Source organism: Streptomyces gardneri (assembly GCF_006539185.1).
GTDB classification, from domain to species: domain Bacteria; phylum Actinomycetota; class Actinomycetes; order Streptomycetales; family Streptomycetaceae; genus Streptomyces; species Streptomyces gardneri.
The window spans coordinates 51,023-77,259 of the sequence record NZ_BJMN01000019.1 but is presented as its reverse complement, the minus strand read 5'-3'; the positions used below and the strand labels follow the sequence as shown (position 1 = coordinate 77,259).

The following is a 26,237-nucleotide window of genomic DNA, read 5'->3' as shown; positions in this document are numbered from 1 at the left end:
GGGGGTGCCGTGGCACCCCCCCTCGGGGCCGCGGCACCCCCGGTCACCGCGGGAAGGAGGTCACTGTCGCTGCCACAGGGCCGGGACGTTCGGCGGTTCCCAGCCGGTCTGGGCCTGGTGACCCTGGAGGCAGCGGTAGGTCGCACCGCCGTAGGTGACGGTGGCGCCGGCCGCGTAGACCTTGCCGGCGGCCCAGGTGCCGCCCGGCTGCGGTTCGCCGGGCCCGGGGCCGGGGTCGGTCCCGGTGGTCTTCAGGGTCAGGCCGTAGTTCTGCAGCAGCGGGTTCAGCGGCTGGAAGAAGGTCGTGCCGCCGCTGGAGCAGTTGCCCGAGCCGCCCGAGGTCACGCCCTGGGCCTGGCTGCCGGAGATGTACGAGCCTCCGGAGTCCCCGGGCTCGGCGCAGACCGTCGTGCGGGTCACGCCGGAGATGGTGCCCTCCGGGTAGGTGACGCTGGTGTTGTGCTGCTGGATCGTGCCGCAGTGCCAGCCGGTGGTCGAGCCGGAGCGGCAGACGGAGGCGCCGACGGGCTGCAGGACCGAGCCGGTCACCTGGACGTTGGCGCCGCCGGAGCCCTTGACGTACGGGGTGGAGGTCCAGTTGGTGTTGGCGGCCACCCAGGCCATGTCGTTGCCGGGGAAGGTCGAGCCCTGGAAGCTGCCCTGGGCCACCTGGTTGAAGCCGCTGGTCGTGGTGCCGGCGCGGCCGCAGTGTCCGGCCGTGGCGAAGCCCTGGGTCGTCCCCCGGGTCACCGCGAAGCCGACGGAGCAGCGGCCGCCGCCGCCCATGTAGTACGCGTCGCCGCCCCGGATGTCGTACAGCGGGCGGGGCGCCCGGTCGGTCCGCACGACGCGCACCAGGTCGCGCGGGACGCCGGCGGCCTCGACGAGCCGCGTCCCGGCTCCGGCCCGGGTCTCCTCGACGACGAGGACGTTGGCGCGGACGTCGACGTACCGGACGGGCGCCTCGGCGGTCGCACCCCGGTCCAGGGCTCGCTTGGCCCGCTCCAGTGCGGTCAGGCTGTGCGGGACGAGCCGGACGTTCGCGCCCGTGGCGCGTATCGCGGCCGCGTCGGCGGCGCGGGTGGTGGCCACGGTCAGGGTGCCGGACTCGGCCCCGTCCACCCAGGCGCCGGCGAAGGCGCCGCCGAGGCCCTGGCGGAGCCGGGCGGCGGTGGCCCCGGCCTCGGCCTCGTTGGCGAGCCGCTTCAGGGCCTGGGGGCGGGTGAGTCCCAGGTCGCGCTGCATGGCGGAGAGGAGTTCGGGCTGGGCGGCGGCGGTGGCGAGGGTCTGAGCGGCGGTCCTCGCGGCCGGGTTCCCGTCCGGGGCCGCGGTGGCGGTTCCGGCCTGGAGGCCGGCCATCGCCATCCCGGCGGCGACCAGTGCGGTACACGCCGCGCGGGCGTGTCGTCGGAGCATGGGGTGTCTCCTCGGTTCTCGGTGGGGGATCTGCCGAAACCGTAGGGATCCCGAAGAGGGCGGCGGGAGCTGTCAGTCGGCCCCTGCCACGGCGTTATGCCCCGGGGCGGTGAGCAGGCCGGCGCTGTGGGCCAGTGCCGCCGCGTGCGCGGCCCGGGTGTGGTGGAGCACGGTCGCGGCCCGTCCGGCGGCCCGCCCCTCGGGGTGCCAGCCGAGGAGGTGGCGCCAGATCAGCGGGGCGCCGGTCAGAGGGCGGGTCACGATGCCCGGTGTCGGGGGGAAGGTGGCCCGGCACAGGCCGACGGCCCGCCCCACCTGGACGAGGTGCACGCAGGAGGCGGTGTCCGTCTCGTACACGCAGGCCGGGGTGAAGCCCGCGCGGACGCAGGCGGCGGCGAAGCAGTCGCCGAAGCAGCCGTCGCCGGGGACGTCGGTCCAGGCCTCCACCGCCAGTTCGGCCAGGTCGAGTTCGGTACGGGACGCCAGTGGGTGGTCGGCGGCCAGCATCACGTACACGGGATCGCGGGCCACCTCCGTCCAGGCGAGCCGTCCCGCCTCGGGCGGCGCGCTCTCGCCGCAGACGCCGACCAGGGCGAAGTCCAGCCGGCCGGCGGCGACTCCGCGGGCGATCTCCCGCTCCGACCAGGAGGTGTGCGTGGTGACCGGTGTGCCGGGCTCGGTGCGGGCGAGCCGGTCGACGAGGCTTCCGAGGAGCGGGCCGTGGGTGCCGCCGAGGCGGTAGCCGCCCGCGCCCTCCCGGGCGAACCGCACGGCCTCCTCCTGGAGTTCGCACACGGCGGGCAGGACGACCCGGGCGCGGTCGAGGACCAGGTCCCCGAGGGCCGTGGTCCGCACCCCCTCCCGGCTTCTCTCGAACAGCGCGCCGCCGAGAGCTCGTTCGATCCGCTTGAGCTGGGCACTGAGCGCGGGCTGCGCGAGACCGAGCGCGGTGGCGGCGCGCGTGAGACTGCCCGCGTCCGCGATGGCCCGGATCGCCTTGAGGTGCCTCAACTCCAAGTCCATACCGAGAGCTTGACGCCCCGTTCCCGATAGGTCCAGACCAGCGACGGGTGGGGGTGCTTCAGACGGGTTCGGTGAGCAGGGTCGCCAGGTGGTCGGCGAACGCGACGAGCCAGTCGAGCCCGGGACCGCCGCGGGCGCGCCGGAAGCCGTGCCGGCGGCCCCAGAACGCCGTCTGGACGGCGTGGAGTTGCGCCCAGCGCCGGACGCGCTCGCGGTCGAGTTCGGCCGCGTCCGCGAAGACGTCGAGCGCGTGATGGACGGCGGCGCCCAGGTCGTCGGCCTCCAGGAGCGCGAGGGCGCGGGACTTGAGGAGGGTTCCGCCGTCGTAGGCGGGGTCGCCCACGTACCCCTTGGGGTCGACGGCGAGCCACGGTTCGCGCTCGGCGCGCAGGATGTTGCCGGGGTGGAGGTCGCCGTGGAGGATGATGTCCGGCTGTGTGGCGCCGAGTTCACGGACGGTGGCCACGGCGGCGTCCACGACGGCGGGCGCCAGGGAGTGCGCCAGCCCGGCAGCGTCCTCGCGCAGCCCTTCCTCCCAGGCCCCCGCCTGGTCCCGCAGCCGGGGAAGGCCGGGCGGCGCGGGGACGGCCAGGCGCCGGGCGAGGCGTCCGGCGACGGTCAGGACCTCGTCCCCTTCCTCGACCTCGGCCAGGGTCGAGCGCCGGGCGCGTTCGAGCAGCATCGCGAAGCGTGCGTCGTCGCGCTCGTGGAGCAGGACGGCGCCACGCCCGCCCCAGGCCTCGAAGGCGTCCGGTTCGTGGACGTTGCCGGGGTGCGGGTACGACACCTTGAGCGCGGCGGTCCGGCCGTCCCCCCGCCGCACGGGCACGATGACGCCGACGCCGCCGTGCATGACCTCACCGTCCGGGACGCACTCCCAGCGCTCCAGCAACTCCTCGACGATGTGCGGCAGTTCGGCGAGCCACGCCGCCCCGGGCGCTCCCTCGCGCTCGACGGTGGTCCGCGCGAACGCCTCCGGTGTCCTGATCATCCGTTCACCGTACGCGGCGCCGGACGCCGTCCCACCAGGACCTTGCATGACGTTCATATCTCTGAACTGTAATCACATACACAGCTATTGACGCCCCATCGGCAGACCTCTAGCGTCCCACGGAAAGCGCTTTCTGACCCGTGCTTCCCGACCCCCACAAGCCCCTCACACAGGAGAGCAACGATGCGAACGGGACCCGTCATCGCGTGCGTCGGCCTGCTGGCCGGCACCCTCGTCGCCCTGTCCGGTACGACCGCACAGGCCGCGACCACCACCTACGAGGCCGAGGCCTCGCCCGCGGTCTGCACCGGCACCGTCGACTCCGACTGGGCCGGCTACACCGGCACCGGATTCTGCAACGGCACCAACGCGGTGGGCGCCTACGCGCAGTTCACCGTGAACGCCCCGGCCGCGGGCACCGCCACGCTCGCGGTCCGCTTCGCCAACGGCACCACCACCGCACGGCCCGCCGCCCTCACGGTGAACGGATCGGCGGTCTCGACGTCCTCGTACGAGGCGACGGGCGCGTGGACGACCTGGGTCACGAAGACGTTCACCGTGCCGGTCAACGCGGGCGCCAACACCGTACGGTTCAACCCGACCTCCGCCGCCGGCCTGCCCAACATCGACCGGCTCGACGTCGAGACGGCAGGCACCACCCCGCCGGCGGGGAGCGCGCTCTACGTGGCCCCGAACGGCACGGACGGCGCCGCCGGCACCGTATCGGCCCCCACCACGCTGAGTTCGGCGATCGCCCGCGTCACGTCCGGAGGGACGATCTACCTCCGCGGCGGCACGTACAACCACTCCCAGACGATCACCGTCCCCGTCGGCAACAACGGCACGGCCGCCGCCCGCACGAAGCTGTCCGCCTACCCCGGCGAGAAGCCGGTGCTGAACTTCTCGGCCATGACCGAGGACCCGGCCAACCGCGGCCTCGCCGTGAACGGCTCCTACTGGCACGTCAGCGGCATCGTCGTGGAGCGGGCCGGCGACAACGGCATCTTCGTCGGCGGCAGCAACAACGTCATCGAGCGGACCGTGACGCGCTTCAACCGCGACTCGGGGCTCCAGCTGTCCCGGATCGCCTCCACGACGCCCCAGAGCCAGTGGCCGTCGAACAACCTCGTCCTGAGCGCGGAATCGCACGACAACGCCGACTCCGACGGCGAGGACGCCGACGGCTTCGCGGCGAAGCTCACGGTCGGCCCCGGGAACGTCTTCCGCTACGCCGTCGCCCACCACAACATCGACGACGGCTGGGACCTCTACACCAAGACCGACACCGGCCCCATCGGGACCGTCACCATCGAGGACTCCCTCGCCTACGAGAACGGCACCCTCTCCGACGGCACGCAGAACACCGCGGGCGACCGCAACGGCTACAAGCTGGGCGGCGAGGACATCGCGGTCAACCACGTGGTCCGGCGCAGCATCGCCTTCCGCAACGGCAAGCACGGCTTCACGTACAACAGCAACCCGGGCACGATGGCGGTGTCGAACAACCTCAGCGTCGACAACGCCCAGCGCAACTACTCCTTCGACGCGGGCACTTCGGTCTTCCGCAGCAACACCTCGTGCCGCAGCGGCAGCGGCACGAACGACAAGACCGTCGGTGACGCCGACAGCTCCAACCAGTTCTGGACCGGGACGAACGGCTCCCGCTGCTCCGCCTACACCGGCGCCCTGAGCTGGTCCCACGCCACGGACGGCCGTCTCGCCGTGACCCTCGGCGGCAGGGCCGTCACCCTGTAGCCGGCCGGCGCGCCGGGCTCCCCGCTCCCGTACGCCGTTCACAGAGCGGACACACGAATGTCGTACGGGAGCGGGAATCGCCTTGCCAGGCAGGCCCGTTGGGCCTGACATGACTCTCGGAGTAGTCCTCAGCACGACCACCCGCCAGCTCCCGATCGACGACACGGTGCTCCTCGCGCGGGAGGCCTGCGACGCCGGACTGCACTCGGCGTGGTTCGGTCAGTCCTTCGCGTACGACTCCCCCTCGCTCGCCGCGATCGTCGGGCGCGAGGTGCCCGGACTGCAGGTCGGGACCTCCGCGATCCCCGTCTTCGGCCGCCACCCGCTGATCGTCTCCAGTCAGGCGCAGACCGCGCAGGCCGCCACCGGCGGGCGCTACCACCTCGGGATCGCCCTCGGCACCAAGCATCTGACCGAGGACGGGTTCGGCATCCCGTACGAGCGGCCCGTCCGGCTGCTCCGGGAGTTCCTCACCGCCCTGCGCCAGCTGGTGGAGACGGGCTCGGCGGACTTCCACGGCGAGCTGCTCACGGCCACGACGCCGTGGCCGGCGTCCGTGCCCGGCGCCGAGCCGCCGGTGCCGCTCCTCGTCGCCGCGATGGGGCCGCAGGCCCTGCGGGTCAGCGGCGAACTGGCCGACGGCATCCTGCCGTTCCTGGCCGGGCCGCGCGCGCTCGCCGAGGACATCGTCCCCGCCGTCACCGCCGCCGCCGACGCGGCGGGCAGGCCGGCGCCCCGGATCGTGGCCATCGTCCCCGGCGTGGTCACCGCCGAAGCCGAGAACGTGCGCGAGAAGGCGGCCGAGTCCCTCGCGCTGTACGAGCAGATCCCCTCCTACCGACGCGTCATCGAGCGGTCCGGCGGCACACGCGCCGCCGACCTGGCCGTGATCGGCGACGAGGAGACCGTCGCCGCCGCGGTACGGCGCTACCGCGAGGCGGGGGCGACGGAGGTGGTGTTCACGGCGACGCATCTGGGCGGCGAGGCGGACCGGGTCCGTACGTGGAAGCTGCTCGGCGAGCTGTCGAGGGAGTACGGCGCGAAGGAGCAGAGCGCGAAGGAGCAGGGCGCGGCGGGGGACAGCGCGAAGGCGTAGGACACACGTGGGCTCGGCGTGGGACTCGCGGAGGCGTAAGGCACGCGGAGACGTGGGACACGCGGGGCCCGTCGCGAGGGGGTGAAGCCCCCCGGCACCACCCCCTCGCGCCGCCCCCTCCGTCAGGAGGCGTTCGGGCCCACGTCCGCCGCCGTCAGGGGGCGGCGGACCGGGGCGAGGGTCGTGTACTCGTCGGCGCCGATGTCCCGCGCGGAGCCCCGGGCGTGCCCGTCGAGGTCCTCGGCCACGGTCACGCCCGTCAGTGTGGCCGCCCCGATCGCCGGGCTGTCCGCGGCGAGGCGGAAGACGCCGTCGGAGCCCTGCTGGAGACGCGGGTCGACGCGGACGTACCCGGCGGCGGGAAGGTTCCCGTCGGCGGCGGCGCCCCACAGGATGTTGCTCTGCCAGGTGAACCCGGTGGTCGCCCGCATCGCGACGAGGCTTCCGGCGTCCCCGACCAGGAGGTTGTCGGCGACGACCACGTCCTGGGGTGCGTGGTCCCGGGTCTCGCCCGAGAGCGTGCTCTTGTTGCCGCGCAGGGTGTTGTGCGCGATCACCGCGCGGTCGCAGGCGTCGTTGCCGCGCCGCTCCTCGGTGGTCTCGCCCTCGTGGTGGTCGCGGGTCGAGCCGCTGCCGATGACGAGGGCTCGGCCGGAGAGGCCGGCGAGGTAGTTGTTGACGACGAGGTGGTCGTTCCCGTAGACGCGCACGCCGTCGGTGCCGTCGACGATGTGGTTGCCGTCCACCGTGGTGCGGTTGCCGTGGCGCAGCACGATGCCGCCGCGGCTGTCGCGGATCGTGTTGTACCGGATCGTGTTGTCGGAGGACTTCACGGAGACGGCCTCGGGGTCGCCGTCGCAGCGCTCGAAGAGGTTGTGCTCCACGACGGCGTTCGCGCTGGACAGGGCGCGGCCGCTGACGCCGAGGCGGATCGGTTCGCCGCCGTTGGCGCCGGTGTAGCCGTGGTCGGAGAAGTGGTTCCTGAGGAGCTGGAGGCGCTGGGCCATGGCGGTGGTGCCGGGGCCGTCGACCACGACGAAGATGCCCTCGGTGGTCTTGTCGTGGAAGTGGTTCCGGTCGATCTTGGCGTCGTCGCCGCGTACGACGACCCAGTCGAGTCCGCTGATGTCGGCGAACCGGAGGTCGTTGCGGGTGAGCCGGATGCGCGGGCTGTTCGCGGGGATCTCCAGGGTGGTGCTCTGCCGCACGGCGAAGCCGCTGATGACGATGGAGCTGGAGTCGCTCAGGACGAAGGTGCGCTCGCCCTGGAGCACGGCGCCGCCGCGCGACTCGGAGACGATGGTGATGGGTGCGGCGCTCGTGCCGTTCCTCCCCGAGACGGTGATCGCGCCACCGGACGGGACGGAGTACGTGCCGCGGGCGACGACGATCCGGTCGCCGGGGACCGCGCGGTCGATCGCGCTCTGGAGGTCCTTCAGGTTCGTGACGCGGGTCTCCGTGGCCGCCGAGGCGCCGGGGGCGAGAAGGGTGTCGAGCGGCACGGCGGTGACCGCGGCTCCCAGCAGTCCGCTCTTCAGGAACGTGCGACGCCGCATGATGCCTCCTGTGATGTCCGCGTTGACGTTCCGGGCGGTACGGCAACGCCCACCCAGCTTCGCGCCCGTCGCTGACGTTCCGCTCACGCGCCGCTAACGGAGGCCGATCGGGTGGACCTCGGCGATCGGGGCGGGCGGCGACCCGCTCCCCCTCCGACGCCGGTTCACGATGGCCCCGGCGGAGCGCCCCGGTCTCCGCACCCGCTCGACCAGGTGAAGGGGGAGAGATGGCCGGCCGACGCAGGGCGATCGCCCGACTGCTGACGATGTGCCTGGTGGTGGGTGGGGCCGGCGCCTGGACTCCGGCGGTGCGCGGTGCGCTCCCCGCCGACCAGACCACGATCTCCCACGACGACCTGCGGACCGGCTGGGACCAGGACGAGCCCGGGCTCGCCCCCGACCAGGTGTCCAGCTCGGACTTCGGCCTCCAGTTCTCGACCACCGTCGACGGACAGGTGTACGCGCAGCCGCTGGTCGTCGGGCGCACGCTCGTCGCGGCCACCGAGAACAACAAGGTGTACGGGATCGACGCGGCCACCGGGGCGATCGGCTGGACCAAGGACCTCGGCGCGCCCTGGCCCGCCTCGGCGATCAGCTGCGGGGACCTGGTGCCGAACATCGGGGTGACGGCCACGCCGGTGTACGACCCGGCGAGCGACGCCGTGTACCTGACGTCCAAGGTGAACGACGGGCCGGACGTCCAGCACCCCAACTGGTACGTGCACGCCCTGGACCCGGTGACCGGCGCGGAGCGCGCGGGCTGGCCGGTGAAGGTGGCGGGCGCGCCGGTGAACGATCCGGGGCGGGCGTTCAACCCGTACACGGCGGGGCAGCGGCCGGGGCTGCTGCTCATGGGCGGTTCCGTCTACGCGTCCTTCGCCTCGCACTGCGACCGGGGGCCGTACGTCGGGTACGTCATGGGCGTGAGCACCACGACGCGCCGGACGACGCTGTGGGCCACCGAGGACTCCTCCGCCAACGGCATGGCCGGGATCTGGATGAGCGGCGGGGGTCTGGTCTCCGACGGGCCCGGCCGGATCCTCTTCACGACGGGCAACGGCGTCTCGCCGGCACCGGGCCCGGGCAGTCAGCCGCCGGGTCAGCTCGCGGAGTCGGTGGTCCGGCTCGGGGTGAACAGCGACGGGACGATGTCGGCGCAGGACTTCTTCAGTCCCGCCAACGCCTCCCAGCTCGACCTGAACGACACCGACCTGGGCTCGGGCGGTCCCGTGGCCCTGCCGGGTCCGGTGTTCGGCACCAGCCGGCATCCGCGGCTGCTCGTCCAGATCGGCAAGGACGGGCGGCTGTTCCTGCTCGACCGGGACGACCTCGGCGGCCGGAGTCAGGGGCCGGGCGGCACCGACAAGGTGCTCGGCGCCTTCGGTCCGTACGAGGGTGTCTGGGGGCATCCCGCCGTGTACGGCGGGCAGGGCGGCTACGTCTACACGATCGGCAGCGGCGGCCCGCTGCGGGCCTTCGCGTACGGGCTCAGCGGCTCGGGTCTCCCGGTCCTCACCAACACGGGGAGCAGCGCGCAGCGGTTCGGGTACACCTCGGGCTCCCCTGTCGTGACCTCGACGGGGACGAATCCGGGGTCGGCGCTCGTGTGGGCGGTCGCGTCGGACGGGGCGAACGGTGCGAACGGGCAGCTGCGGGCGTACGACGCCGTGCCGGTGAACGGGGCGCTGCGGCTGCGCTGGTCGGCGCCGATCGGGGTGGCGTCGAAGTTCGCCGTGCCCGCGACCGACGGCGGACGGATCTACGTGGGCACGCGGGACGGGCACGTGCTGGCCTTCGGGCGGCCGGCCAACACCGCGCTGACCGGTGAGCCGGTCGACGTGGGCGAGGTGGCGGTCGGGGCGGCGGGGTCCGTCACGGCCACGGTCAGGGCGACCCGGGACGTGACGATCACGGGGGTGAGCACCCCGGCGGGCGGTCCGTTCACCGCGACCTCGGCCGGGCTGCCGCGCACGCTGCGGGCGGGCGAGACGCACACCGCGCGGGTGACGTTCTCCCCCACGGCGCCCGGACCGGACACCTCGGCGCTGACCTTCGCGACCGACCTCGGCGACAGCGCGCTCGGGCTCACGGGGTACGGCACCCGGCCGGGGCTCCTCGCCTCGCCGGGCGCGCTGGACTTCGGCACGGTGCCGACCAGCACGAGCAAGACGCTCGGTGTGACGTTCACGAACACGGGGACGGCCGACGAGACCATCTCCGCGGTGAGCGTTCCCGGCGCTCCCTTCGGCGCGGAGGACCCGCCGGCCGTCGGTACGGTCGTGCGGCCCCGGCAGTCCGTCACCGTGCAGGTGGCGTACGCCCCGACCACCGCCGGGGAGCACACGGGAACGCTGTCCGTGAGCGGTGCGAACGGCACGGCGTCCGTGGCCGTGACCGGCACGGCGGTGACGGGGAGCGCGGAGCTCACGGTCACGCCCACCTCGACGTCCTTCGGCGAGGTGAAGGTCGGTCAGTCGGTCACCAGGACCTTCGACATCAGCAACACCGGCAACATCCCGCTCACCATCACCAAGGCGAAACCGCCCGCGGCCCCCTTCCACGTCACGAACCCGATCAGCGAGGGCCAGGTCCTCGGCCCGGAGGACGTGGTCCATCAGGCCGTGACCTTCTCGCCCACCTCGATCGGGGCGGTGACGGCCGCGTACGAGCTGACCTCGGACGACGGCCGGGGTCCGCGCAACGAGTCGCTGACCGGTACCGGGGTGGCGGGCACCGGGGTGACCGTGCCCTCGCCGGGCGCGGGCGGCTGGCGGCTCAACGGCGCCGCCGGGATCTCCGGCAACGACCTCCAGCTCACGCAGGCGAGCGCGTACCAGCGGGGTTCGGCGGTCTGGCCCGTCCCCGTGCTCACCGACGGCCTCAAGGCCTCGTTCACCACGGTGATCGGCGGCGGCAGCGGCGCCGACGGGCTCACCTTCGCCCTCCTCGACCCGGCCGCGACGACTCCCACCGCGCTCGGCGTCGGCGGCGGCGGCCTGGGCTACGCCGGGCTCCCGGGTGTGGCCGTCGCCTTCGACACCTACCGCAACACCGGGGACCCGTCGGCCAACTTCGTCGGTGTCGCGACCGGCGGCAGCGGCTCGGCCCTCACCTACGCGGCGACGACGTCGAGCGTCCCGAACCTGCGTGCGGGCACCCACACGGTCGCCGTCTCGGTCACCGGCAAGACGGTCACGGTCTCCGTCGACGGCACCCAGCGGCTGCAGACGACGGTGGCCTCGCTGCCCCCGGCGGCCCTGCTCGCCTTCACGGGCGGGACGGGGGGCCTGACCGACATCCACGCCGTGCGGGGCGCGGCGATCACCTCTCCCTCGTACGCGCTGCCGCCGCCGGGCCCGAACGGCTGGACGTACAACGGCAGCGCCGCGCTGTCCGGCGCGAGCCTCGTCCTCAACCCGGCCCAGGCTTACGTCAAGGGCTCGGCCGTCCAGGCCACGGCGGTGCCGTCGGCCCGGCTGCGGGCCCGCTTCACGGCGACGCTCTCGGGCGGCACCGGCGCCGACGGGCTCGCCCTGATGCTCCTCGACGCGGCCCGGACCACCCCGACGGCGCTGGGCTTCGGGGGCGGCGGACTCGGTTACAGCGGGCTGCCCGGGGTGGCCGTCGCCCTGGACACCTACCGCAACCCCGGCGAGCCCTCGTCGAACTTCGTCGGTGTGGCCACGAGCGGCTCGGCGTCCACCCTGCGGTACGCGGCGACCTCGACCGCCGCCCCCGCGCTGCGTACGGGCAGTCATGTGGTCGACGTGAACGTGACCGCCGCCGGGCGGCTCCTCGTCCTCGTCGACGGGGTGCAGGTGATCGACGTGGCGGTGCCGCTGCCGAAGAACGTCCTGGTCGGATTCGGCGGAGCGACCGGCAGCCTGACGGACCGTCATGTGATCACGGGGGTCCGCGTGGGCTACTGAGCGGGATACCCTGTCCGCCTTTCGGAGCACGTAACCGATCACTTCGTGAGGCGAGCGATACAGATGACCGAACTGAGCCGGATATTCGTGGACGAGTGCCTGCGCGGGAACGGCGGCCTCGGCGAGGCCGTCGCCCGGGCCGAGTTCCCCCCGGGCTTCGAGAAGGCCTGGCGGTCGTACCTGCTGCCCCGGCCCTGGTTCGTGGGCGCCGCGGAGACGGAGGCCTTCGCTCGGGACCTGGGGGGTCTCTTCGACCTCCTCGTGTCGCTGCCGCGGCGGCTCTTCGACGGTGACATGGAGCGGTACGGGGCGGCCATCGGGATCGACCCCCGGCTCGTGTCGCTGCTCCGCCGGGGCGGATCCGGGGTGCCCGACCGGCTGGGCCGCGCCGACGCGTACCACGACGGCACCTCGTACAAGCTCCTGGAGTTCAACCTCGGCAGCGAGGTGGGCGGTCTGGAGCTGGCCGTCTTCAACCAAGGCCTGCTGGACGTACCGGAGTTCGGGGCGTTCGCGCGGGAGCACGGGCTCGGTCACGTCGACATCGGGGCCCGGATGGCGGCGGTGCTGCGGGAGCGGGCGAAGCCCGCGCTGTCGGGCGGCGCGGAGCCGGTGGTCGGCCTGATCGAGGGGCGCGGCGGGGTCGCCGCGTACGGCCGGATGATGGTCGCGACGCAGGAGGCGATGGCCGCGCAGGGTCTCGACCTGCGGATCGGCGAGGTCGGGGACGTACGCACCCGGGCCGACGGCAAGCTGACCCTCGACGGGACGCCGCTCGACCTCGTGGTGCGGAACTTCGCGGCCGGCCAGCTCCTGGAGGATCCGGCGGGGCCGGAGGTGGCGGAGCCCTTCTTCCGCGCCCACGAGGCGGGCAGGACCGTGCTGTTCACCACCCTGGAGAGCGGCTTCTACGGAAACAAGAGCGCGCTCTCGCTGCTCACCGACCCCCGGTGGAGCGCCGCGTTCGACGCGGACGAGCGGGCCCTGGTCGAGCGTCTGCTGCCGTGGAGCCGCACGGTCAGCGGCGCGGGGCCGGCCGGGGTCGCGGAGATCGTGGACCTCTGCCGTGAGCGGCGGGAGGAACTGATCCTCAAGCCCGGAGCCGGCTACGGCGGTCTGGACACGTTCGTCGGCTGGGAGAGCACGGAAGCCGAGTGGCGGGCGGCGCTGGCCGTCGCGGTCGAGCACGGCGGCTACGTGGCGCAGGAGCGGGTCGTCCCGCGCGCCGAGCCCGTCTACGACCCGGCGACGGGGGCCGTCGAGGACTGGATCGCGGTCCTGGGGGTCTTCCTCACCGACGACGGGTACGCCGGGACGCACGCGCGGGCGAACCGGGCCGACGGGGGTGCGATCGTCGGCCTGAGCAGCAATCCGGGCACGCGCATGGTCGGTGTGTTCTCCCAGCCCTGACGGGCGCCCGGCGGGGAGGCGTCAGGGCGTTCCGTCCTTCTTCCAGGCCCTGGCCTCCCTGTCGTGCCGCGCAGCCCGCAGCCGTGGCCGACGGCGACGGCGGCGGGGAGCGTGGCGTTACGCGCGCGGGGCCTCCTGGGACAGGAGTGCCGCGGCCGCGCCCAGCGTCAGGTCCAGGGCGAAGGGGTAGCCGCTGTCCCGCATGTCGGCGGCGAGGAGGGGGAACGTCGCGGCGATGTTCGGATGGGTGTCCGGCGACAGTCGACCGTACACCGACTGCCAGACCTGCTCGTCCCCCTCCCGGGCGGCGGGCGGGAGGGCCTTCGCCGCGGCGTCCTGGGCGGCGAAGGCGAGGGCCTGGTCGACGAAGGCGTGGTAGATCCGCACGGCGAGGGCGTCGGGGAAGCCCGCGGAGCGGAGGATGCCGAGGATCCGCTCGACCGCCCGGGTCTCGTGGGGGCGGCCGGTCGTGCGGTACGCGCCGAGGACGGCGGCCTGGGGATGCGCGACGTAGATGGCGTGGATCCGCAGGCCCATCGAGCGCAGGTCCGTCCGCCAGTCGCCCGTCGCCCTCCAGCCGTCCTGCGCCCGCCCGATGAGCTCGTCGGCGATCGCGAGGAGGAGCGCGTCGGTGTTCCGGAAGTAGCGGTACAGCGCGCTGGGGTCGGCGCCGAGCGCGGCTCCGAGCCTCCGTACCGAGAGGGCGTCGGCGCCGTGCTGGGCGACGAGGCGGAGCGCCGTCTCGACGATCAGCTGCTCCGAGAGGACGGCGCCCTGCTTGGTGGGGCGGCGACGCTGCCGGCTGTCTTCGGGGACCACTCTTTCGGACATGGCCGGGACCTTACGTCAACACCATTGACGTGTAAACAGCCTTGCCGCTTCCATAGCGCCCAACCACCCGCCGCCTCACGTTCTGGAGCACTCGCATGGCCAAGGCCGATCTGGTCTTCACCCGCGGCCCCGTCTTCACGGTGGACCCGGCCCGCACCCGGGCGACCTCGCTCGCCGTCATCGGCGACCGGATCGCCGCCGTCGGCCACGACGAGGTGCGCGAGCTCATCGGCCCGGACACCGAGGTCGTCGACCTGACGGGGAAGCTCCTGATCCCCGGCTTCCAGGACGCCCACATCCACGCGGTCTTCGCCGGATCGGAACTGGCCCAGTGCGACCTGACCGAGACGGTCGGCGTCGACGACTACCTGCGGATCATCCGCGCGTACGCGGACGCGCATCCGGACCGTGAGTGGATCACCGGCGGCGGCTGGTCGATGGAGAGCTTCGAGGGCGGGCTGCCGACCCGGCAGCTGCTCGACGCGATCGTCCCCGACCGGCCCGTCCTGCTGTCGAACCGTGACCACCACGGCGCCTGGGCCAACACGCGGGCGCTCGAACTCGCCGGGATCACCGCCGACACCCCCGACCCCGCGGACGGCCGCATCGAGCGGGAGCCGGACGGCACCCCCAGCGGCATGCTCCAGGAGGGCGCCACCGGACTCGTCGGCCACCTGGTGCCGCCGAGCACGGAAGCGGACCGCCTCGCCGGGCTCCACCGCGCCCAGTCGCTGCTGCACTCCCTCGGAATCACCGGGTGGCAGGACGCGATGCTCGGCGAGTTCCACGGACAGCCCGACCCGTCCGGCGCCTACCTGACCGCCGCACTGGACGGCACGCTCACCGCCCGGGTGACCGGAGCGCTCTGGTGGGACCGCGAGCGCGGTGCCGAGCAGATCCCGGAGCTGGTGGCGCGGCGCGAGAAGCTGAACGCCGGCCGCTTCCGTGCGACGTCCGTCAAGATCATGCAGGACGGTGTCGCGGAGAACTTCACCGCCGCCATGACCAGCCCCTACCTGGACGGCTGCGGCTGCGCCACCGCCAACTCCGGGCTGAGCTTCGTCGATCCCGAGGCCCTGCGCGGGTACGTGACCGAGCTCGACGCCCTGGACTTCCAAGTCCACTTCCACGCCCTGGGCGACCGGGCGGTCCGTGAGGCCCTCGACGCGGTCGAGGCCGCCGTGGTCGCCAACGGGCGCCGTGGCAACCGCCACCACCTCGCCCACCTCCAGGTCGTCCACCCCGACGACCTCACCCGCTTCGCCGCGCTCGGCGCCATCGCCAACATCCAGCCCCTGTGGGCGGCCCACGAGCCGCAGATGGACGAGCTGACGATCCCGTTCCTCGGTGCGGAGCGCGCCGCCTGGCAGTACCCCTTCGGCGATCTCGTCCGCGCCGGGGCCACGCTCGCCGCCGGCAGCGACTGGCCCGTGAGCAGCCCCGACCCGATCGAGGGCATCCACGTGGCCGTGAACCGCCGGGACCCCGCGGCGACCGACGCGCCGGTCTTCTACCCCGAGCAGCGTCTCGACCTCGCGACCGCGCTGGCCGCCTACACCGCCGGCACCGCCCATGTGAACGGTCACGACGACGCGGGCAGCCTGCGCGCCGGGAACCTCGCCGACCTCGTGGTCCTGGACCGCGACATCCTCACGGCCCCGCCGGAGGAGATCGGCCAGGCCCGCGTGGAACGGACCTACGTCGGCGGCAGGCTCGTGCACGCGAGCTGACCGGGCCCGAGGTCAGCCGTGCTGCCGCACCGAGGAGGCCCGTACGTCGAGGCGGGTCGGGACGAGCGTCCCGGCCGGCTCCCGGCCGCCCTGCTCCAGGACCCTCACCAGGTGCTCGATGCCCGCCTCCGCGATCGCCTCGGGCCGCAGGCTCAGGGTGGTCACGGGCGGCTCGGTGTGCTCGGCCGTGACGTCCTCGCTCACGCAGGCGAGGAGCAGATCGCCGGGTACGTCGTAGCCGTGGCGGCGGGCCGCCGCCAGGACGAGGGGCGGACTCGCCTCGGCGACGACGAGCAGTGCGTCCGGTCGCCTCCCCGCCGGGTCTCCCGTCAGGGCGGTCTCGACGGCGCGGACCACCGGTCCGTTGCCGGCTTCCCCGACACGGACGACCCGCTCCGGCAGGCCGTGCTCGGCGCACCACTCCCGGTGGGCGGCGAAGACCTCGGTGTGGAAGCGGGTGGTGCTGTCGGGCACGACGAGGACGGGCCTGCGGGCGCCCTGCTCGTGGAAGTGGTCCAGGGCGGAGCGCACGGCGGCCTCGGTGTCGACGTCCACCCAGTACGCCCCGGGCCGTCCCTCCACGGAGCGGTCGCTGAAGACGGGGATCCCGGCGGCGAGCACGTCGTCGACGATCCGGTCGTCGGCATCGGGGTCGGTCACGACGACGGCGTCGAGCGGCAGGTCGGCCCACTCGCTCTGCAGGGATCCGGCGGGCAGCAGGACCATGGCGTAACCGCGTCGCAGCGCGGTCGCCGCCGTGGCACCGGTCAGCCGGGCGAAGTAGGGCGACTCCAGGAAGACCGAGCGGGCGTCGACCGCCTCCCCGACCACGTATCCGATCAACTTGGCTCGCCCCGCGCGTAGTTGACGCGCGGTGGCATTGGGCCGATAGCCCATTCTGCGCGCGGTCTCGCGGGCTTTCTCCCGTACGGCGGGAGAGAGCCTTCCGGTGTCGTTGAGAGCCGCCGAGACGGTCGTCTTGGACAGGCCCGCCTCGCGGGCGACGTCGACGAGGCGGACGCGCGGGGTGGGTGAAGAGGGCTGCCCGCCGTGCCGTGATCCATGGGTCATGGAGCGATGGTGCCACCCTCCTGACCTTTGCAAAACCGTTCCCGCAGGACCTTGTGCGGGAACGTTCCCGCATTAATACTCGCTCCAACCCCCCAGCGCCCGTCACTACACCCGTAAAGGGGTGGGTCTGCATGCGCATGCCGAGAACCATCGCGCTCCTCACCTGTACCGCCGCCCTCGCGGCCACGACCGCCGCCTGCTCCGGCGCCACCAAGCCCCAGGCCGCTCCCGGCGGCGGGGCCGGCTACGAGGTCAGCCCGACCTCGCCGCCCGCGAAGGGCACCCTGGACTCGTTCACCTGGTCCCTGTACGCCGAGCCGTACACGCTCGACTACGCCCTGGCGTACGACTACCCGCCGAACACCGTCCTCGCCAACGTCTGCGAGCAGCTGTTCCGGGTCACGCCCGACATGAAGGTCGAGCCCGGTCTCGCGGTGGCGTACAAGCAGCCCGATCCGCGCACGCTGGTGTACACCCTCCGCTCCGGGGTGAAGTTCCACGACGGCACGACGATGACCGCCGACGACGTCGTGGCCTCCCTCAAGCGCCAGATGGACCCGAAGACCGGCTCGCCCTGGGGCTCGGTGTTCAAGAACGTCGACGCGATCGAGAAGACCGGTCCGCTGGAGGTCACCCTCCGCCTCGGCAAGGCCGACGTCCTGCTGCACGAGCTGATGGCCGCCTCCCCCGGCACCATCGAGAGCGCCGCCTACCTGGCCAAGGCCGGCAAGGACTACGGCACCCCCAAGGGTGGTGTGAACTGCACCGGCCCCTTCGCCCTCGACTCCTGGGACCAGGGCGCGGGCATCACCCTCAAGAAGCACGCCGCCTACTGGGACGCGAAGCTCGCCCCCAAGTCGGACTCCGTGAAGTTCACCTTCATCGAGGACTCGGCGGCCCGCTCCAATGCCCTCAAGTCCGGCACCGCCGACGGCGGCTACATGGTGCCCTCGTCCTCGTTCGAGCAGCTGCGGTCCAGCGGCAAGGGCTCGCTCCTCTTCGGCCCCAACACCGCCGCCTCGAACCTCGCCGTCCTCGACTTCCACGGCGCCCTCGGCAACCTCAAGGTGCGCCAGGCCCTCTCCATGGCCCTCGACCGCAAGAACATCATCAAGGCCGCGGCCGGCGGAGTCGGCGTCCCCGCGAAGGCTCCCGCCGCACGCGGCGCCTGGGCCCTGGCCCCGGAGAAGACCGCCTCGCTCTACGACACGCTGCCCGAGCCGGCCTACGACGTCGCGGCGGCGAAGAAGCTCGTCCAGGACGCCGGGGCGACCGGCCGCACCGTCACCCTGGTCACCAGCACGCTCGCTCCCGAGATCAGCGTCGTCGCCAACGCCGTGCAGGCCGCCGGCCGCCAGATCGGCCTCGACGTCAAGCTGAAGTCCGTCGCACCCGAGGCGTACAGCAGCATCTTCGTCGACCCCAACGCGCGCACCGGGCTCGACCTGGTCATCACCAACGGCTACGACAACACCCCCGACCCGCTGGAGTTCTACCAGTACCTCCGCACCGGGGACTTCGGGAACTACGGCAACTGGTCGAACGCCGAGTACGACGTCGCCTTCGACCGGGCCAACTCGGAGCCCGACCCGGCCAAGCGCGCCGAGCGGACCGCCGAGCTCCAGAAGATCGCGCTGCGCGAGCTGCCGATCATCCCCGTGTACGAGGCCCCCTACTCGGTCTTCCTCGGCAAGCGCGTCACCGGTGCCCCCACCGGCATCGCCCAGCTCTACTACCCGTGGGCCGCGACGATCGGGGCCGCGAAGTAATGACCCGATACCTCGTCGGCCGGCTCCTCGGGCTGGTGGCGGTGCTGTTCGTGACCTCGCTCGTGGTCTTCGGCGCCATCCATCTGGCCCCCGGCGACCCGGTGACCTTCCTGCTCCACGGCCGCCCCGCGACGCCCGAGGCCGTGGCGGCCCTGCGCACCCAGTACCACCTGGACGACCCGCTGGCCGTCCAGTACGCGAAGTGGCTCGGCGGCGTCCTCACCGGCGACTTCGGCACCTCCGCCCAGTTCCACCAGGACGTGGCCGACCTCATCGCCTCCCGGCTGCCCGGCACGGCCCTGCTCGTCGGATACGCGGCGCTGCTCGTCGCCCTCATCGGCGTGGGCTCCGGGATCCTCGCCGCGCTGCGCCCCGGTCCGCTGGACCGGACGGTGCTCATCGGCACCGGTGTCGCCACGGCGACCCCGTCCTTCGTGACCGCGATCGCGCTCGTGTCGCTGTTCTCGGTGCAGCTGGGCTGGTTCCCCGGTCCCGGCGGCACCCCGGTGGGCCTCTCGCAGCAGCTCTACCACCTGACCCTGCCGGCCTTCGCCCTCGCGCTGACCTTCGCGGGACTGCTCGCCCGGGTCACCCGCTCGGCGATGCTCGACGAACTCGGCCGGGAGCACGTCGAGGTGGCGAGGGCGCGTGGCGTAGCGGGCCGGACCGTGGTCCGCCGGCACGTCCTGCGCAACGCCCTCGGGCCCGTCGTCACCGTCGGCGGCACGATGCTCGCCGGACTCCTCATCAGCACCTCGATCGTCGAGACGGCCTTCGACGTGCCCGGCCTCGGCTCCCTGCTGGTGTCGTCGGTGACGGCCCAGGACTTCTCGGTCGTGCAGGCGATCACCCTGCTCAGCGTGGCCGCGTTCGTCCTCGTGAACCTCCTCGTCGACCTGCTCGCGCCCCTCATCGACCCCCGGCTGTCGCTCCACGGGGAAGGCTCCTCATGACCACCACCACCTCCACGGTGCCGTACCGCAGGCCCGGCCTCCGCCGGCTGCGCGTCCTCGGCCAGGGCCCCCTCTTCACCGTCTCGGTCGCGGTGCTCGTCGCCCTCGTCCTGGTCGCCGCGCTCGCCCCCGTACTCGCCCCGTACGACCCCGAGGCCCTCGACCTCTCGTCGAGCCTCGTCGGGACGAGCGCCGACCATCTCCTCGGCACCGACCAGTCCGGGCGGGACGTCCTGTCCCGACTGCTCTACGGCGCCCGCACCGGTCTCCTCGGACCGCTGCTCGTCGTCGCCGTCTCCACCCTCCTCGGCACCCTGATCGGTGTCGTGGCGGCCTGGCGCGGCGGCTGGGCGGACACGGTCCTGTCCCGCTCGATGGACATGGTCTTCGCGATCCCCGGGCTGCTCCTCGCCATCCTGCTCGTGACCGTCGTCGGCTCCGGGATGACCGCGCCGGTGATCGCCATGGCCGTGGCGTACACCCCGTACGTGGGCCGTCTGGTGCGCGGCATCGCGCGCCAGGAGAAGGCCCGCCCGTACATCGAGGCGTACCGGGTGCAGGGCTGGTCCGGCTGGACCGTCTGCCTGCGTCACCTGCTGCCGAACATCGCCCCGACGGTCTTCGCCCAGTCCGCGATGAACTTCGGGTACGCGCTGATGGACCTCGCGGCGCTCTCCTTCCTCGGCTTCGGCGTGCAGCCGCCGACCGCCGACTGGGGCGCCATGATCAACGAAGGCCAGTCGGCCGTCCAGCAGGGGGCGATGCTGCCCGCCCTCGCGCCCTCCGCGTGCATCGTGCTCGCCGTGGTGGCGTTCGGCATCGTCGGCGAGGGTCTCGCCGACCGGATCGCGAAGCGTGAGCGGTGAACGGCATGAAGGAACACAGCGGCACCGACCGCCACAGCGGCACGACTCCGGTCCTGGAGATCGACGGCCTCGACGTCCGGCTCCCCGAGGGGCGCGCCGGGCGGCCGATCCTGGACGGCGTCAGCCTGCGCGTCGGGGCCGGGGAGAGCGTCGGTCTGGTCGGCGAGTCCGGCTCCGGCAAGTCGGTGGCCTGCCGCAGCGTCCTCGGACTGCTGCCCGGCGGCGCCCGCACGACCGGCGAGGTCCGGGTCGCGGGCCGGGACGTGCTCTCCATGAACCGCACGGAGCTGGCCGCACTGCGGGCCCGGCGGGTCTCCATGGTCTTCCAGGACCCGCGGGCCTCCGTGAACCCGCTCCGCCGCGTCGGCGACTTCCTCACCGAGGGGCTGCGCGCCGTCGGCACGCCGCCCGCAGTGGCGACCGCGCGGGCCCTGGAGCTGCTCGAAGCGGTCGGCATCCGCGATCCGAAGGGCGCCCTGCGCCGTCGGCCGCACGAGTTCTCCGGCGGCATGCTCCAGCGCGTGGTCATCGCCGCGGCGCTCGCCTCCGAGCCCGAGCTGATCGTCGCCGACGAGCCGACGACCGCCCTGGACGTCACCACCCAGGCGGAGATCATCCGGATCCTGACCCGTCTGCGGGCCGAGCGCGGCACGGGCATGCTCTTCGTCACCCACGACCTCGAACTGGCCGCCGCCGTCTGCGACCGCGTGTACGTGATGTACGCGGGCCGGATCGTGGAGACACGGGGCACGGACGAGCTCTTCGACCGGCCCCGGCACCCGTACACGGCCGGCCTGCTCGGCTGCACGCCGAGCATCGAACCGGGCGCCCCCGCGCCCCGGCCCATCCCGGGACGGCCCGTCTCCCTGGCCGAGACGCCGCCGGGCTGCGCCTTCGCCGCGCGCTGCGCCCACGCCGTGCCGCGCTGCTCCCAGGAGAAGCCGGTCCTCGCCCGGCACGGCGACGGACTCGCCGCCTGCCACCGCGCCGACGAAGGGATCATGCTGTGACCGTCTCCGCCTCCGCAACGAAGGCACCGGCCGTCGAGGGCCTCGTCGTCGAGGGTCTGCGGAAGCAGTACGGCGACCACACGGCCGTCGACGGTGTGTCCTTCACCCTGGCACCCGGCTCCTCCCTCGCGATCGTCGGTGAATCCGGCAGCGGCAAGACCACCACGGTCCGGATGCTCGTCGGTCTGGAGCGCCCGGACGGCGGCACCGTACGGCTGGACGGCCGGGACCGTTCCGCGCTCCCCCGGGGCCGGGCGGAACGGCTCGCCAGGGCCCGCGAGATCCAGATGGTCTTCCAGGACCCGTACCTCTCGCTCGACCCCCGGATCAGCGTCTCCGGCTGCCTGGACGAGGTCCTCCGCCTCCACACCGGGCTCGACACAGCCGCCCGCGCCGCCCGGGTCTCGGAGCTCCTGGACCAGGTCGGACTCGGCAGCCGCGAGGCCTCGGCGCTGCCCCGCGGGCTCTCCGGCGGGCAGCGGCAGCGCGTGGCGATCGCCCGCGCCCTGGCCGTGCAGCCCCGGGTCCTCGTCCTCGACGAGGCGGTCGCCGCGCTCGACGTGTCGATCCAGGCGCAGATCCTCGAACTCCTGGCCACGATCCGCCGCGACTCGGGCATCGGCTACCTGTTCGTCACCCACGACCTGGCCGTGGTGCGGCACATCGCGGACGAGGTGATGGTCCTCAAGTCCGGGCAGGTCGTGGAGGCCGGCTCGACCTCGCGCGTGCTGGAGTCCCCGGAACACCCGTACACCCGGCTCCTCCTGGACTCGGTGCCCCGGCGCGGCGGCTTCGCGACGACTCTCTGACCGGGCGCGAGCCCGGATCAGGCCCGCAGCCGCCGGAGGACGGAGCGCATCGCCCGTTCCACGGCGGCGCGGGAGGCGTCGGTCGGGTCGGTCAGTTCGAAGCCGTGGTGACCCAGCGGTACGTCGACGAGGTCGACCTCCACCCCGTTCTCCGCGGCGGCGTCCAGGAAGTCCTGGACGGTCGCCGCGAAGGCGGGGTGTTCGCGTCCGGCCCGGGTGAGGACGACGGGCACCGCGGCCGACTCCGGACCGAGGACGTCGACAGGGCGGAAGCGGGCCTCCACCCCGCCCCAGCCGGGCAGCGGCGCGAAGGCGGGGTAGTTCGCCGCCACGCACCGGAGCCACGGCGGTGGCGCGGCGAGCCAGTCCGCCGCGAGCAGCCCGCCGGTGGAGAAGAACCAGAGGGCGACGCGGTCCCCGTCCACGCGCGGGTCGGCGCGGACGAGTCCGACGGCCTCGGCGAGGTCCTCGGCGGCCCGCGGATAGTCGGCGAGGCCGTGCAGCCGGTGGTCCACGGTCACGCCGACGACGCCGAGGCTCGCCGCGTAGCGGCCGTATCCGAGAAAGAGCGGCGAGTCGCGCGGGGTGGGCCGCCGGTCGGGGGCGATCGGTCCGCCGTGGACGAAGACCACGGCCGGCCGGGGACGGCCCCCGAGGACGTCGGCATCCGGCAGGTGGAGGTCGACCCGTCCCCGCCGTTCGCGCGGTGCCTCCGGCGGGTCGAGGAGGAACGGCAGGAGGTGCGTCGGGACTTCGGCTGCGTGGGCGCGCTCGTCGACGCTTCCGTCGGCGCGCGGGCCGGCGGTCCCGTCGGTCGGCTCGTCGGCGCTTCCGTCGGTTCGCCGGCCGGCGGTCCCGTCGGTCGGCTCGTCGGCGCTTCCGTCGGTTCGCTGGCCGGCGCTTCCGTCGGCCCGCTCGTCGGAGCCTTCGGGAGCGCGCTCCGGGGCCTTCACCCGGTGGCCCTCGCCCGCCGCCGCGCGCAGCAGCGTCGCCGCGAGCTCCCCGGGGGCGGAGAGCATCGGCCAGTGCCCGGTGGCCAGTTCGAGGAAGCACACCCTGGCGTCGGCGAGCGCCCGGAACTGCGGCGGGCCCGACTCCACCAGCATCTCGACCAGGTCGATGCTCGACCCGTTGCCGGTGCACAGGACGCCGGTGACCGGCAGGGCGGAGGCCGCGCCGGTCAGGCGCAGGGGCCGCGTGAGCGTACCCGCCGGCTGCGGGGCGGCGAGCCGCTCCAGGCGGTCCAGCGCCTCGGCGGGGACGCCCTCGGTACTGCCCCAGCGCGGCCAACCGCCGCGCGCCGGCGGCGGCACGGGCCCGCCGTCCGCGCCCGGCCCCGCCGGGTCGGCCAGCCACGCCCGGACCTCCGGGTCGGGTACGGAGCGCACGGCGGCCTCCCCGTCCTGCGGGAGCGCCGTGTCGAGGGCGACGATCCGGGCCACGCGCTCCGGTCGCCGGTCGGCGGCGCCGAGGACCGGATGGAGGCCGTAGCCGTGCCCGACGAGGACGACGTCGGTCGTGGCGATCCCGTCGACGAGCCGCACCAGGTCCGCCACGTGCGTCCCCAGGTCCGTACCGGATCCGGCGTCGTCTCGCCGGCCGCCCATGCCGGTGAGCGTCACCGGGTACGCCTCCGCGCCCGCCGCGCGGAGCCCGCGGACCGTCTCCTCCCACACCCAGCCCCTGGTGAAGGGGCCGGACACCAGCACGAACGCCGTCATGATCGTCTCCTTGTGACTGCTGGGCGATGCGTCGCGGCCACGCTAGGAACTCCCCTCGGGGGAGATTCAAGGGAAGGCCCGGGCCGTCCCCCGGCAGCGCCACCGGCATAGGGTTCGACTCGTGCCGTACGACGACGGGTTGTGGAGCATCGGGGAACTCGCCGAGCGGGCGGGGGCCACCGTGAAGACCGTGCGTTTCTACTCCGACCGCGGGCTGCTGCCCGAGACGGGGCGCAGCTCCGGTGGGCACCGGCGCTACGGTCCCGAGGCGCTCGACCGTCTGCGGCTCATCCGTTCGCTGCGCGCCCTCGACGTGCCCGTGCCGGAGGTGGAGCGGGTGCTCGACCGGGACGAGGCTCTGGACGAGGCCTTGGAGGAGGCCGTCTCGGAGCAGTTGCGCGAGGTGGACTCCCGAATCGCCGCGCTGCGCTGGCGCGAGGCGTCCCTGCTGCTGCTCAAGGACTGCCCGGCCGGGGAGCGCGCCGAGCGGCTTCGGCTGGTCGGTGCCGTGGCCGCGCCGCCCGACACGGCCGCCCTGGCGCGGTTCTGGCGGCGGACGCTGCCGGTGCGGCTGCCGGGCCGTACCGTGGCGACGGTCCTCGACTCCGTGGTGCCGCGGCCCCCGCGGGAGCCGAGCCCCGCGCAGGTGCTGGCCTTCGCCCGGCTGCACGAGCTGGTCACCGATCCGCGCCTCGACCGCCCGGAGTTCCGTCCGGCGCCGCCGCTGCCGGACGGGGAGTACCGGCCGGTGGTGCTGTACGAGGGGCTGGCCGAGGCGTACGCGCTGGCGTCCTCCCAGGAGCGCGCCGGCCTGCGCCCGGGGGCCGGCGGGGCGCTGGACTGCTTCGTGTCCGCCTACGCCCGCGCGAGCGGCGTACGGGACACGCCGGCCTTCCGCCGCCGTCTCGTCGGTGTGCTCGCGCGGAGCGGCGGTCCCGTGATCCACCGCTACTGGAAGCTCGCCACCGGCCTCTTCGCCCCGGACGAGCCGGTCCTCGGCGCCCTCCACCATCACCTCTCCGTCGCCCTGCACGCCGAGGTCGATGCCGGGGCGGTCTGACGGGGTCGGTCATCCACATCGTGGGCTTCTGCTGTCCACGACCTGGGCGGCCAGGTGGCGGATCTCGCCAGGCTTCCGCCGTCGCCGCAGGTCAGAGGCGTACGGAGGGGCCGTCAGGTGGCGCAATACTGCGGCAACACCACCGGGGCCGGTCCCCCGCTACGTTCCGTGGCATGCCAGCCGAACCCGCCTCCGCCGCCCTCCCGCTCGCCGCCGCCCGCCGTCGGCGTCTGCGGGCGGACCGGGCACGGCAGCTCGCCGACGTGCTGCGCCACCAGATCCTGGCGGGCGGCTTCCCCGACGGGGTCCTGCCTCTCGAGGACGCGCTCGCCGCCGACTTCCGGGCCAGCCGGAACACCGTGCGGCAGGCCCTGGACCTGCTGCGCGGCGAGCAGATCGTCGCCCGGCAGCCGGGGGTCGGCACGGTGGTCGTGTGCGAGAAGTTCCCGCACGGCCTGGAGCGCCTCCAGGGGCTGGCCGAGACCCTGCACGAACACGGCAGGGTCACCAACGAGGTCCGTACCGTCGGGCCGGTCGGAGCGCCGGGTCCGGTGGCCCATCGGCTCGGCCTGCCCGAGCATGCGGACGTGCTCTGCGTCGAGCGGCTGCGCCGGCTGAACGGACTGCCGCTCTCCCTGGACCTGTCCTACCTGCCGATGGACATCGGCGCCGAACTGCTGGGCTGCGACCTGGAGAACACGGATGTGTTCCGGCTCCTGGAGCAGCTGACGGGCGGCCCGCTGGGGCACGCCGAGATCACCCTGGAGGCCGTCAACGCCGACGCCCATTCGGCGGCGGTGCTCCAGGCGCCGCGCGGGGCGGCCGTCCTGATGCTGGAGCGGCTCACCCACCTTCCCGACGGGCGGCCGGTGGACCTGGAGTTCATCCGCTTCCGCGGCGACCGCATCACCATGAGCGGCGTCCTCCGCCGCTCGCTCTGACCCGCCCTCCCCTGCCCCTACCTCTTCTCCTTCACCTCCCCTTCCCGTACCCCCTTCCTGGAGACAGCCGTGCCTCTCGTCCCCCAGCGCGCCGACGTGCCCGTGACCATCGACGAGTCGAAGTGCGTCGACGGCTGCACGCTCTGCGTCGACATGTGTCCGCTCGACTCGCTCGCGATCCGCGAGGACAACGGCAAGGCGTACATGCACGTGGACGAGTGCTGGTACTGCGGCCCGTGCGCCGCGCGGTGTCCCACCGGCGCGGTGACCGTCAACATGCCCTACCTGCTCCGGTGAAAG

20 protein-coding genes are annotated in these 26,237 nt (G+C 73.6%); 13 read left to right on the top strand and 7 right to left on the bottom strand.

Annotation, left to right across the window (positions count from 1 at the left end):
• Nucleotides 1-60: 60 nt before the first annotated feature.
• The 3 genes from SGA01_RS15285 to SGA01_RS15275 all read right to left on the bottom strand — a co-directional run bounded on the left by SGA01_RS15285 (nt 61) and on the right by SGA01_RS15275 (nt 3,430).
• Nucleotides 61-1,416, bottom strand: coding sequence for a carbohydrate-binding protein (locus SGA01_RS15285; RefSeq protein WP_141297047.1), 1,356 nt, complete (start codon nt 1,414-1,416; stop codon nt 61-63).
• A gap of 72 nt (nt 1,417-1,488) precedes the next feature.
• Nucleotides 1,489-2,439, bottom strand: a complete 951-nt coding sequence (locus SGA01_RS15280; protein ID WP_141297046.1) for a LysR family transcriptional regulator — start codon at nt 2,437-2,439, stop codon at nt 1,489-1,491.
• Between the two features lie 58 nt (nt 2,440-2,497).
• Nucleotides 2,498-3,430 carry an aminoglycoside phosphotransferase family protein gene (locus tag SGA01_RS15275; protein ID WP_141297045.1) on the bottom strand — a complete coding sequence of 311 codons (933 nt, stop codon included), beginning with the start codon at nt 3,428-3,430 and terminating at the stop codon, nt 2,498-2,500.
• Nucleotides 3,431-3,613: 183 nt separating this feature from the next.
• Between SGA01_RS15275 and SGA01_RS15270 the strand changes: the two genes are divergently transcribed.
• The gene (locus SGA01_RS15270; RefSeq protein ID WP_141297044.1) at nt 3,614-5,185 is read left to right on the top strand and encodes a right-handed parallel beta-helix repeat-containing protein; all 1,572 of its coding nucleotides are present in this window, start codon (nt 3,614-3,616) and stop codon (nt 5,183-5,185) included.
• Nucleotides 5,186-5,294: 109 nt separating this feature from the next.
• Nucleotides 5,295-6,281: an LLM class F420-dependent oxidoreductase gene (locus SGA01_RS15265; protein ID WP_141297043.1), complete on the top strand. Its 987-nt coding sequence runs from the start codon at nt 5,295-5,297 to the stop codon at nt 6,279-6,281.
• A 122-nt stretch (nt 6,282-6,403) separates the two neighbouring features.
• Here SGA01_RS15265 and SGA01_RS15260 read toward each other — a convergent pair whose 3' ends face one another.
• Complete coding sequence (locus SGA01_RS15260) at nt 6,404-7,837, bottom strand: polysaccharide lyase 6 family protein (RefSeq protein ID WP_141297042.1); 1,434 nt, start codon at nt 7,835-7,837, stop codon at nt 6,404-6,406.
• Between the two features lie 227 nt (nt 7,838-8,064).
• Here SGA01_RS15260 and SGA01_RS15255 point away from each other — a divergent pair, with 227 nt between their 5' ends.
• Together SGA01_RS15255 and SGA01_RS15250 are read left to right on the top strand one after the other, a co-directional pair.
• Complete coding sequence (locus SGA01_RS15255) at nt 8,065-11,766, top strand: choice-of-anchor D domain-containing protein (protein ID WP_141297041.1); 3,702 nt, start codon at nt 8,065-8,067, stop codon at nt 11,764-11,766.
• Between the two features lie 63 nt (nt 11,767-11,829).
• Nucleotides 11,830-13,176: a circularly permuted type 2 ATP-grasp protein gene (locus tag SGA01_RS15250; protein WP_141297040.1), complete on the top strand. Its 1,347-nt coding sequence runs from the start codon at nt 11,830-11,832 to the stop codon at nt 13,174-13,176.
• Nucleotides 13,177-13,293: 117 nt separating this feature from the next.
• Here the strand turns inward: SGA01_RS15250 and SGA01_RS15245 are convergent, their stop codons facing one another.
• Complete coding sequence (locus SGA01_RS15245; RefSeq protein WP_141297039.1) at nt 13,294-14,007, bottom strand: TetR/AcrR family transcriptional regulator; 714 nt, start codon at nt 14,005-14,007, stop codon at nt 13,294-13,296.
• Nucleotides 14,008-14,102: 95 nt separating this feature from the next.
• On the opposite strand from SGA01_RS15245, the gene SGA01_RS15240 reads away from it, so the two are divergent.
• Nucleotides 14,103-15,737, top strand: coding sequence for an amidohydrolase (locus SGA01_RS15240; protein ID WP_141297038.1), 1,635 nt, complete (start codon nt 14,103-14,105; stop codon nt 15,735-15,737).
• Between the two features lie 12 nt (nt 15,738-15,749).
• Here SGA01_RS15240 and SGA01_RS15235 read toward each other — a convergent pair whose 3' ends face one another.
• A complete protein-coding gene (locus SGA01_RS15235; protein WP_141297037.1) occupies nt 15,750-16,808 on the bottom strand; it encodes a LacI family DNA-binding transcriptional regulator in 1,059 nt (352 codons plus the stop codon).
• Nucleotides 16,809-16,939: 131 nt separating this feature from the next.
• On the opposite strand from SGA01_RS15235, the gene SGA01_RS15230 reads away from it, so the two are divergent.
• From SGA01_RS15230 to SGA01_RS15210, 5 genes are read left to right on the top strand one after another with little or no spacing between them, the layout of a single operon-like run.
• Nucleotides 16,940-18,577, top strand: coding sequence for an ABC transporter substrate-binding protein (locus SGA01_RS15230; RefSeq protein WP_141297036.1), 1,638 nt, complete (start codon nt 16,940-16,942; stop codon nt 18,575-18,577).
• Nucleotides 18,577-19,530 (top strand): ABC transporter permease, encoded by a 954-nt coding sequence (locus SGA01_RS15225; protein WP_141297035.1) that lies wholly within the window; start codon nt 18,577-18,579, stop codon nt 19,528-19,530. Before SGA01_RS15230 ends, SGA01_RS15225 begins: the two co-directional genes overlap by 1 nt.
• Nucleotides 19,527-20,396: an ABC transporter permease gene (locus tag SGA01_RS15220; protein WP_141297034.1), complete on the top strand. Its 870-nt coding sequence runs from the start codon at nt 19,527-19,529 to the stop codon at nt 20,394-20,396. Before SGA01_RS15225 ends, SGA01_RS15220 begins: the two co-directional genes overlap by 4 nt.
• A gap of 5 nt (nt 20,397-20,401) precedes the next feature.
• A complete protein-coding gene (locus SGA01_RS15215; protein WP_141297033.1) occupies nt 20,402-21,406 on the top strand; it encodes an ABC transporter ATP-binding protein in 1,005 nt (334 codons plus the stop codon).
• Nucleotides 21,403-22,215 (top strand): ABC transporter ATP-binding protein, encoded by an 813-nt coding sequence (locus tag SGA01_RS15210; RefSeq protein ID WP_229918459.1) that lies wholly within the window; start codon nt 21,403-21,405, stop codon nt 22,213-22,215. Before SGA01_RS15215 ends, SGA01_RS15210 begins: the two co-directional genes overlap by 4 nt.
• A gap of 17 nt (nt 22,216-22,232) precedes the next feature.
• On the opposite strand, the gene SGA01_RS15205 is transcribed toward SGA01_RS15210, so the two are convergent.
• Nucleotides 22,233-23,936: an alpha/beta fold hydrolase gene (locus tag SGA01_RS15205; RefSeq protein WP_141297032.1), complete on the bottom strand. Its 1,704-nt coding sequence runs from the start codon at nt 23,934-23,936 to the stop codon at nt 22,233-22,235.
• A 121-nt stretch (nt 23,937-24,057) separates the two neighbouring features.
• Between SGA01_RS15205 and SGA01_RS15200 the strand changes: the two genes are divergently transcribed.
• The 3 genes from SGA01_RS15200 (at nt 24,058) to SGA01_RS15190 (ending at nt 26,234) form a co-directional block, all read left to right on the top strand.
• Nucleotides 24,058-24,996, top strand: coding sequence for a helix-turn-helix domain-containing protein (locus SGA01_RS15200; RefSeq protein ID WP_141297031.1), 939 nt, complete (start codon nt 24,058-24,060; stop codon nt 24,994-24,996).
• Between the two features lie 173 nt (nt 24,997-25,169).
• The gene (locus SGA01_RS15195; RefSeq protein WP_141297030.1) at nt 25,170-25,937 is read left to right on the top strand and encodes a GntR family transcriptional regulator; all 768 of its coding nucleotides are present in this window, start codon (nt 25,170-25,172) and stop codon (nt 25,935-25,937) included.
• A 69-nt stretch (nt 25,938-26,006) separates the two neighbouring features.
• Complete coding sequence (locus SGA01_RS15190) at nt 26,007-26,234, top strand: 4Fe-4S dicluster domain-containing protein (RefSeq protein ID WP_141297029.1); 228 nt, start codon at nt 26,007-26,009, stop codon at nt 26,232-26,234.
• Nucleotides 26,235-26,237: the final 3 nt, after the last annotated feature.

What these genes read in the sequence shown, in the direction of transcription:
- SGA01_RS15245 (WP_141297039.1), bottom strand. Translation starts at nt 14,007, where the DNA reads ATGTCCGAAAGAGTGGTCCCCGAAGACAGCCGGCAGCGTCGCCGCCCC.
- SGA01_RS15240 (WP_141297038.1), top strand. Translation starts at nt 14,103, where the DNA reads ATGGCCAAGGCCGATCTGGTCTTCACCCGCGGCCCCGTCTTCACGGTG.
- SGA01_RS15235 (WP_141297037.1), bottom strand. Translation starts at nt 16,808, where the DNA reads ATGACCCATGGATCACGGCACGGCGGGCAGCCCTCTTCACCCACCCCG.
- SGA01_RS15205 (WP_141297032.1), bottom strand. Translation starts at nt 23,936, where the DNA reads ATGACGGCGTTCGTGCTGGTGTCCGGCCCCTTCACCAGGGGCTGGGTG.
- SGA01_RS15225 (WP_141297035.1), top strand. Translation starts at nt 18,577, where the DNA reads ATGACCCGATACCTCGTCGGCCGGCTCCTCGGGCTGGTGGCGGTGCTG.
- SGA01_RS15275 (WP_141297045.1), bottom strand. Translation starts at nt 3,430, where the DNA reads ATGATCAGGACACCGGAGGCGTTCGCGCGGACCACCGTCGAGCGCGAG.
- SGA01_RS15255 (WP_141297041.1), top strand. Translation starts at nt 8,065, where the DNA reads ATGGCCGGCCGACGCAGGGCGATCGCCCGACTGCTGACGATGTGCCTG.
- SGA01_RS15285 (WP_141297047.1), bottom strand. Translation starts at nt 1,416, where the DNA reads ATGCTCCGACGACACGCCCGCGCGGCGTGTACCGCACTGGTCGCCGCC.
- SGA01_RS15265 (WP_141297043.1), top strand. Translation starts at nt 5,295, where the DNA reads ATGACTCTCGGAGTAGTCCTCAGCACGACCACCCGCCAGCTCCCGATC.
- SGA01_RS15270 (WP_141297044.1), top strand. Translation starts at nt 3,614, where the DNA reads ATGCGAACGGGACCCGTCATCGCGTGCGTCGGCCTGCTGGCCGGCACC.
- SGA01_RS15195 (WP_141297030.1), top strand. Translation starts at nt 25,170, where the DNA reads ATGCCAGCCGAACCCGCCTCCGCCGCCCTCCCGCTCGCCGCCGCCCGC.
- SGA01_RS15230 (WP_141297036.1), top strand. Translation starts at nt 16,940, where the DNA reads ATGCGCATGCCGAGAACCATCGCGCTCCTCACCTGTACCGCCGCCCTC.
- SGA01_RS15215 (WP_141297033.1), top strand. Translation starts at nt 20,402, where the DNA reads ATGAAGGAACACAGCGGCACCGACCGCCACAGCGGCACGACTCCGGTC.
- SGA01_RS15220 (WP_141297034.1), top strand. Translation starts at nt 19,527, where the DNA reads ATGACCACCACCACCTCCACGGTGCCGTACCGCAGGCCCGGCCTCCGC.
- SGA01_RS15260 (WP_141297042.1), bottom strand. Translation starts at nt 7,837, where the DNA reads ATGCGGCGTCGCACGTTCCTGAAGAGCGGACTGCTGGGAGCCGCGGTC.
- SGA01_RS15280 (WP_141297046.1), bottom strand. Translation starts at nt 2,439, where the DNA reads ATGGACTTGGAGTTGAGGCACCTCAAGGCGATCCGGGCCATCGCGGAC.
- SGA01_RS15250 (WP_141297040.1), top strand. Translation starts at nt 11,830, where the DNA reads ATGACCGAACTGAGCCGGATATTCGTGGACGAGTGCCTGCGCGGGAAC.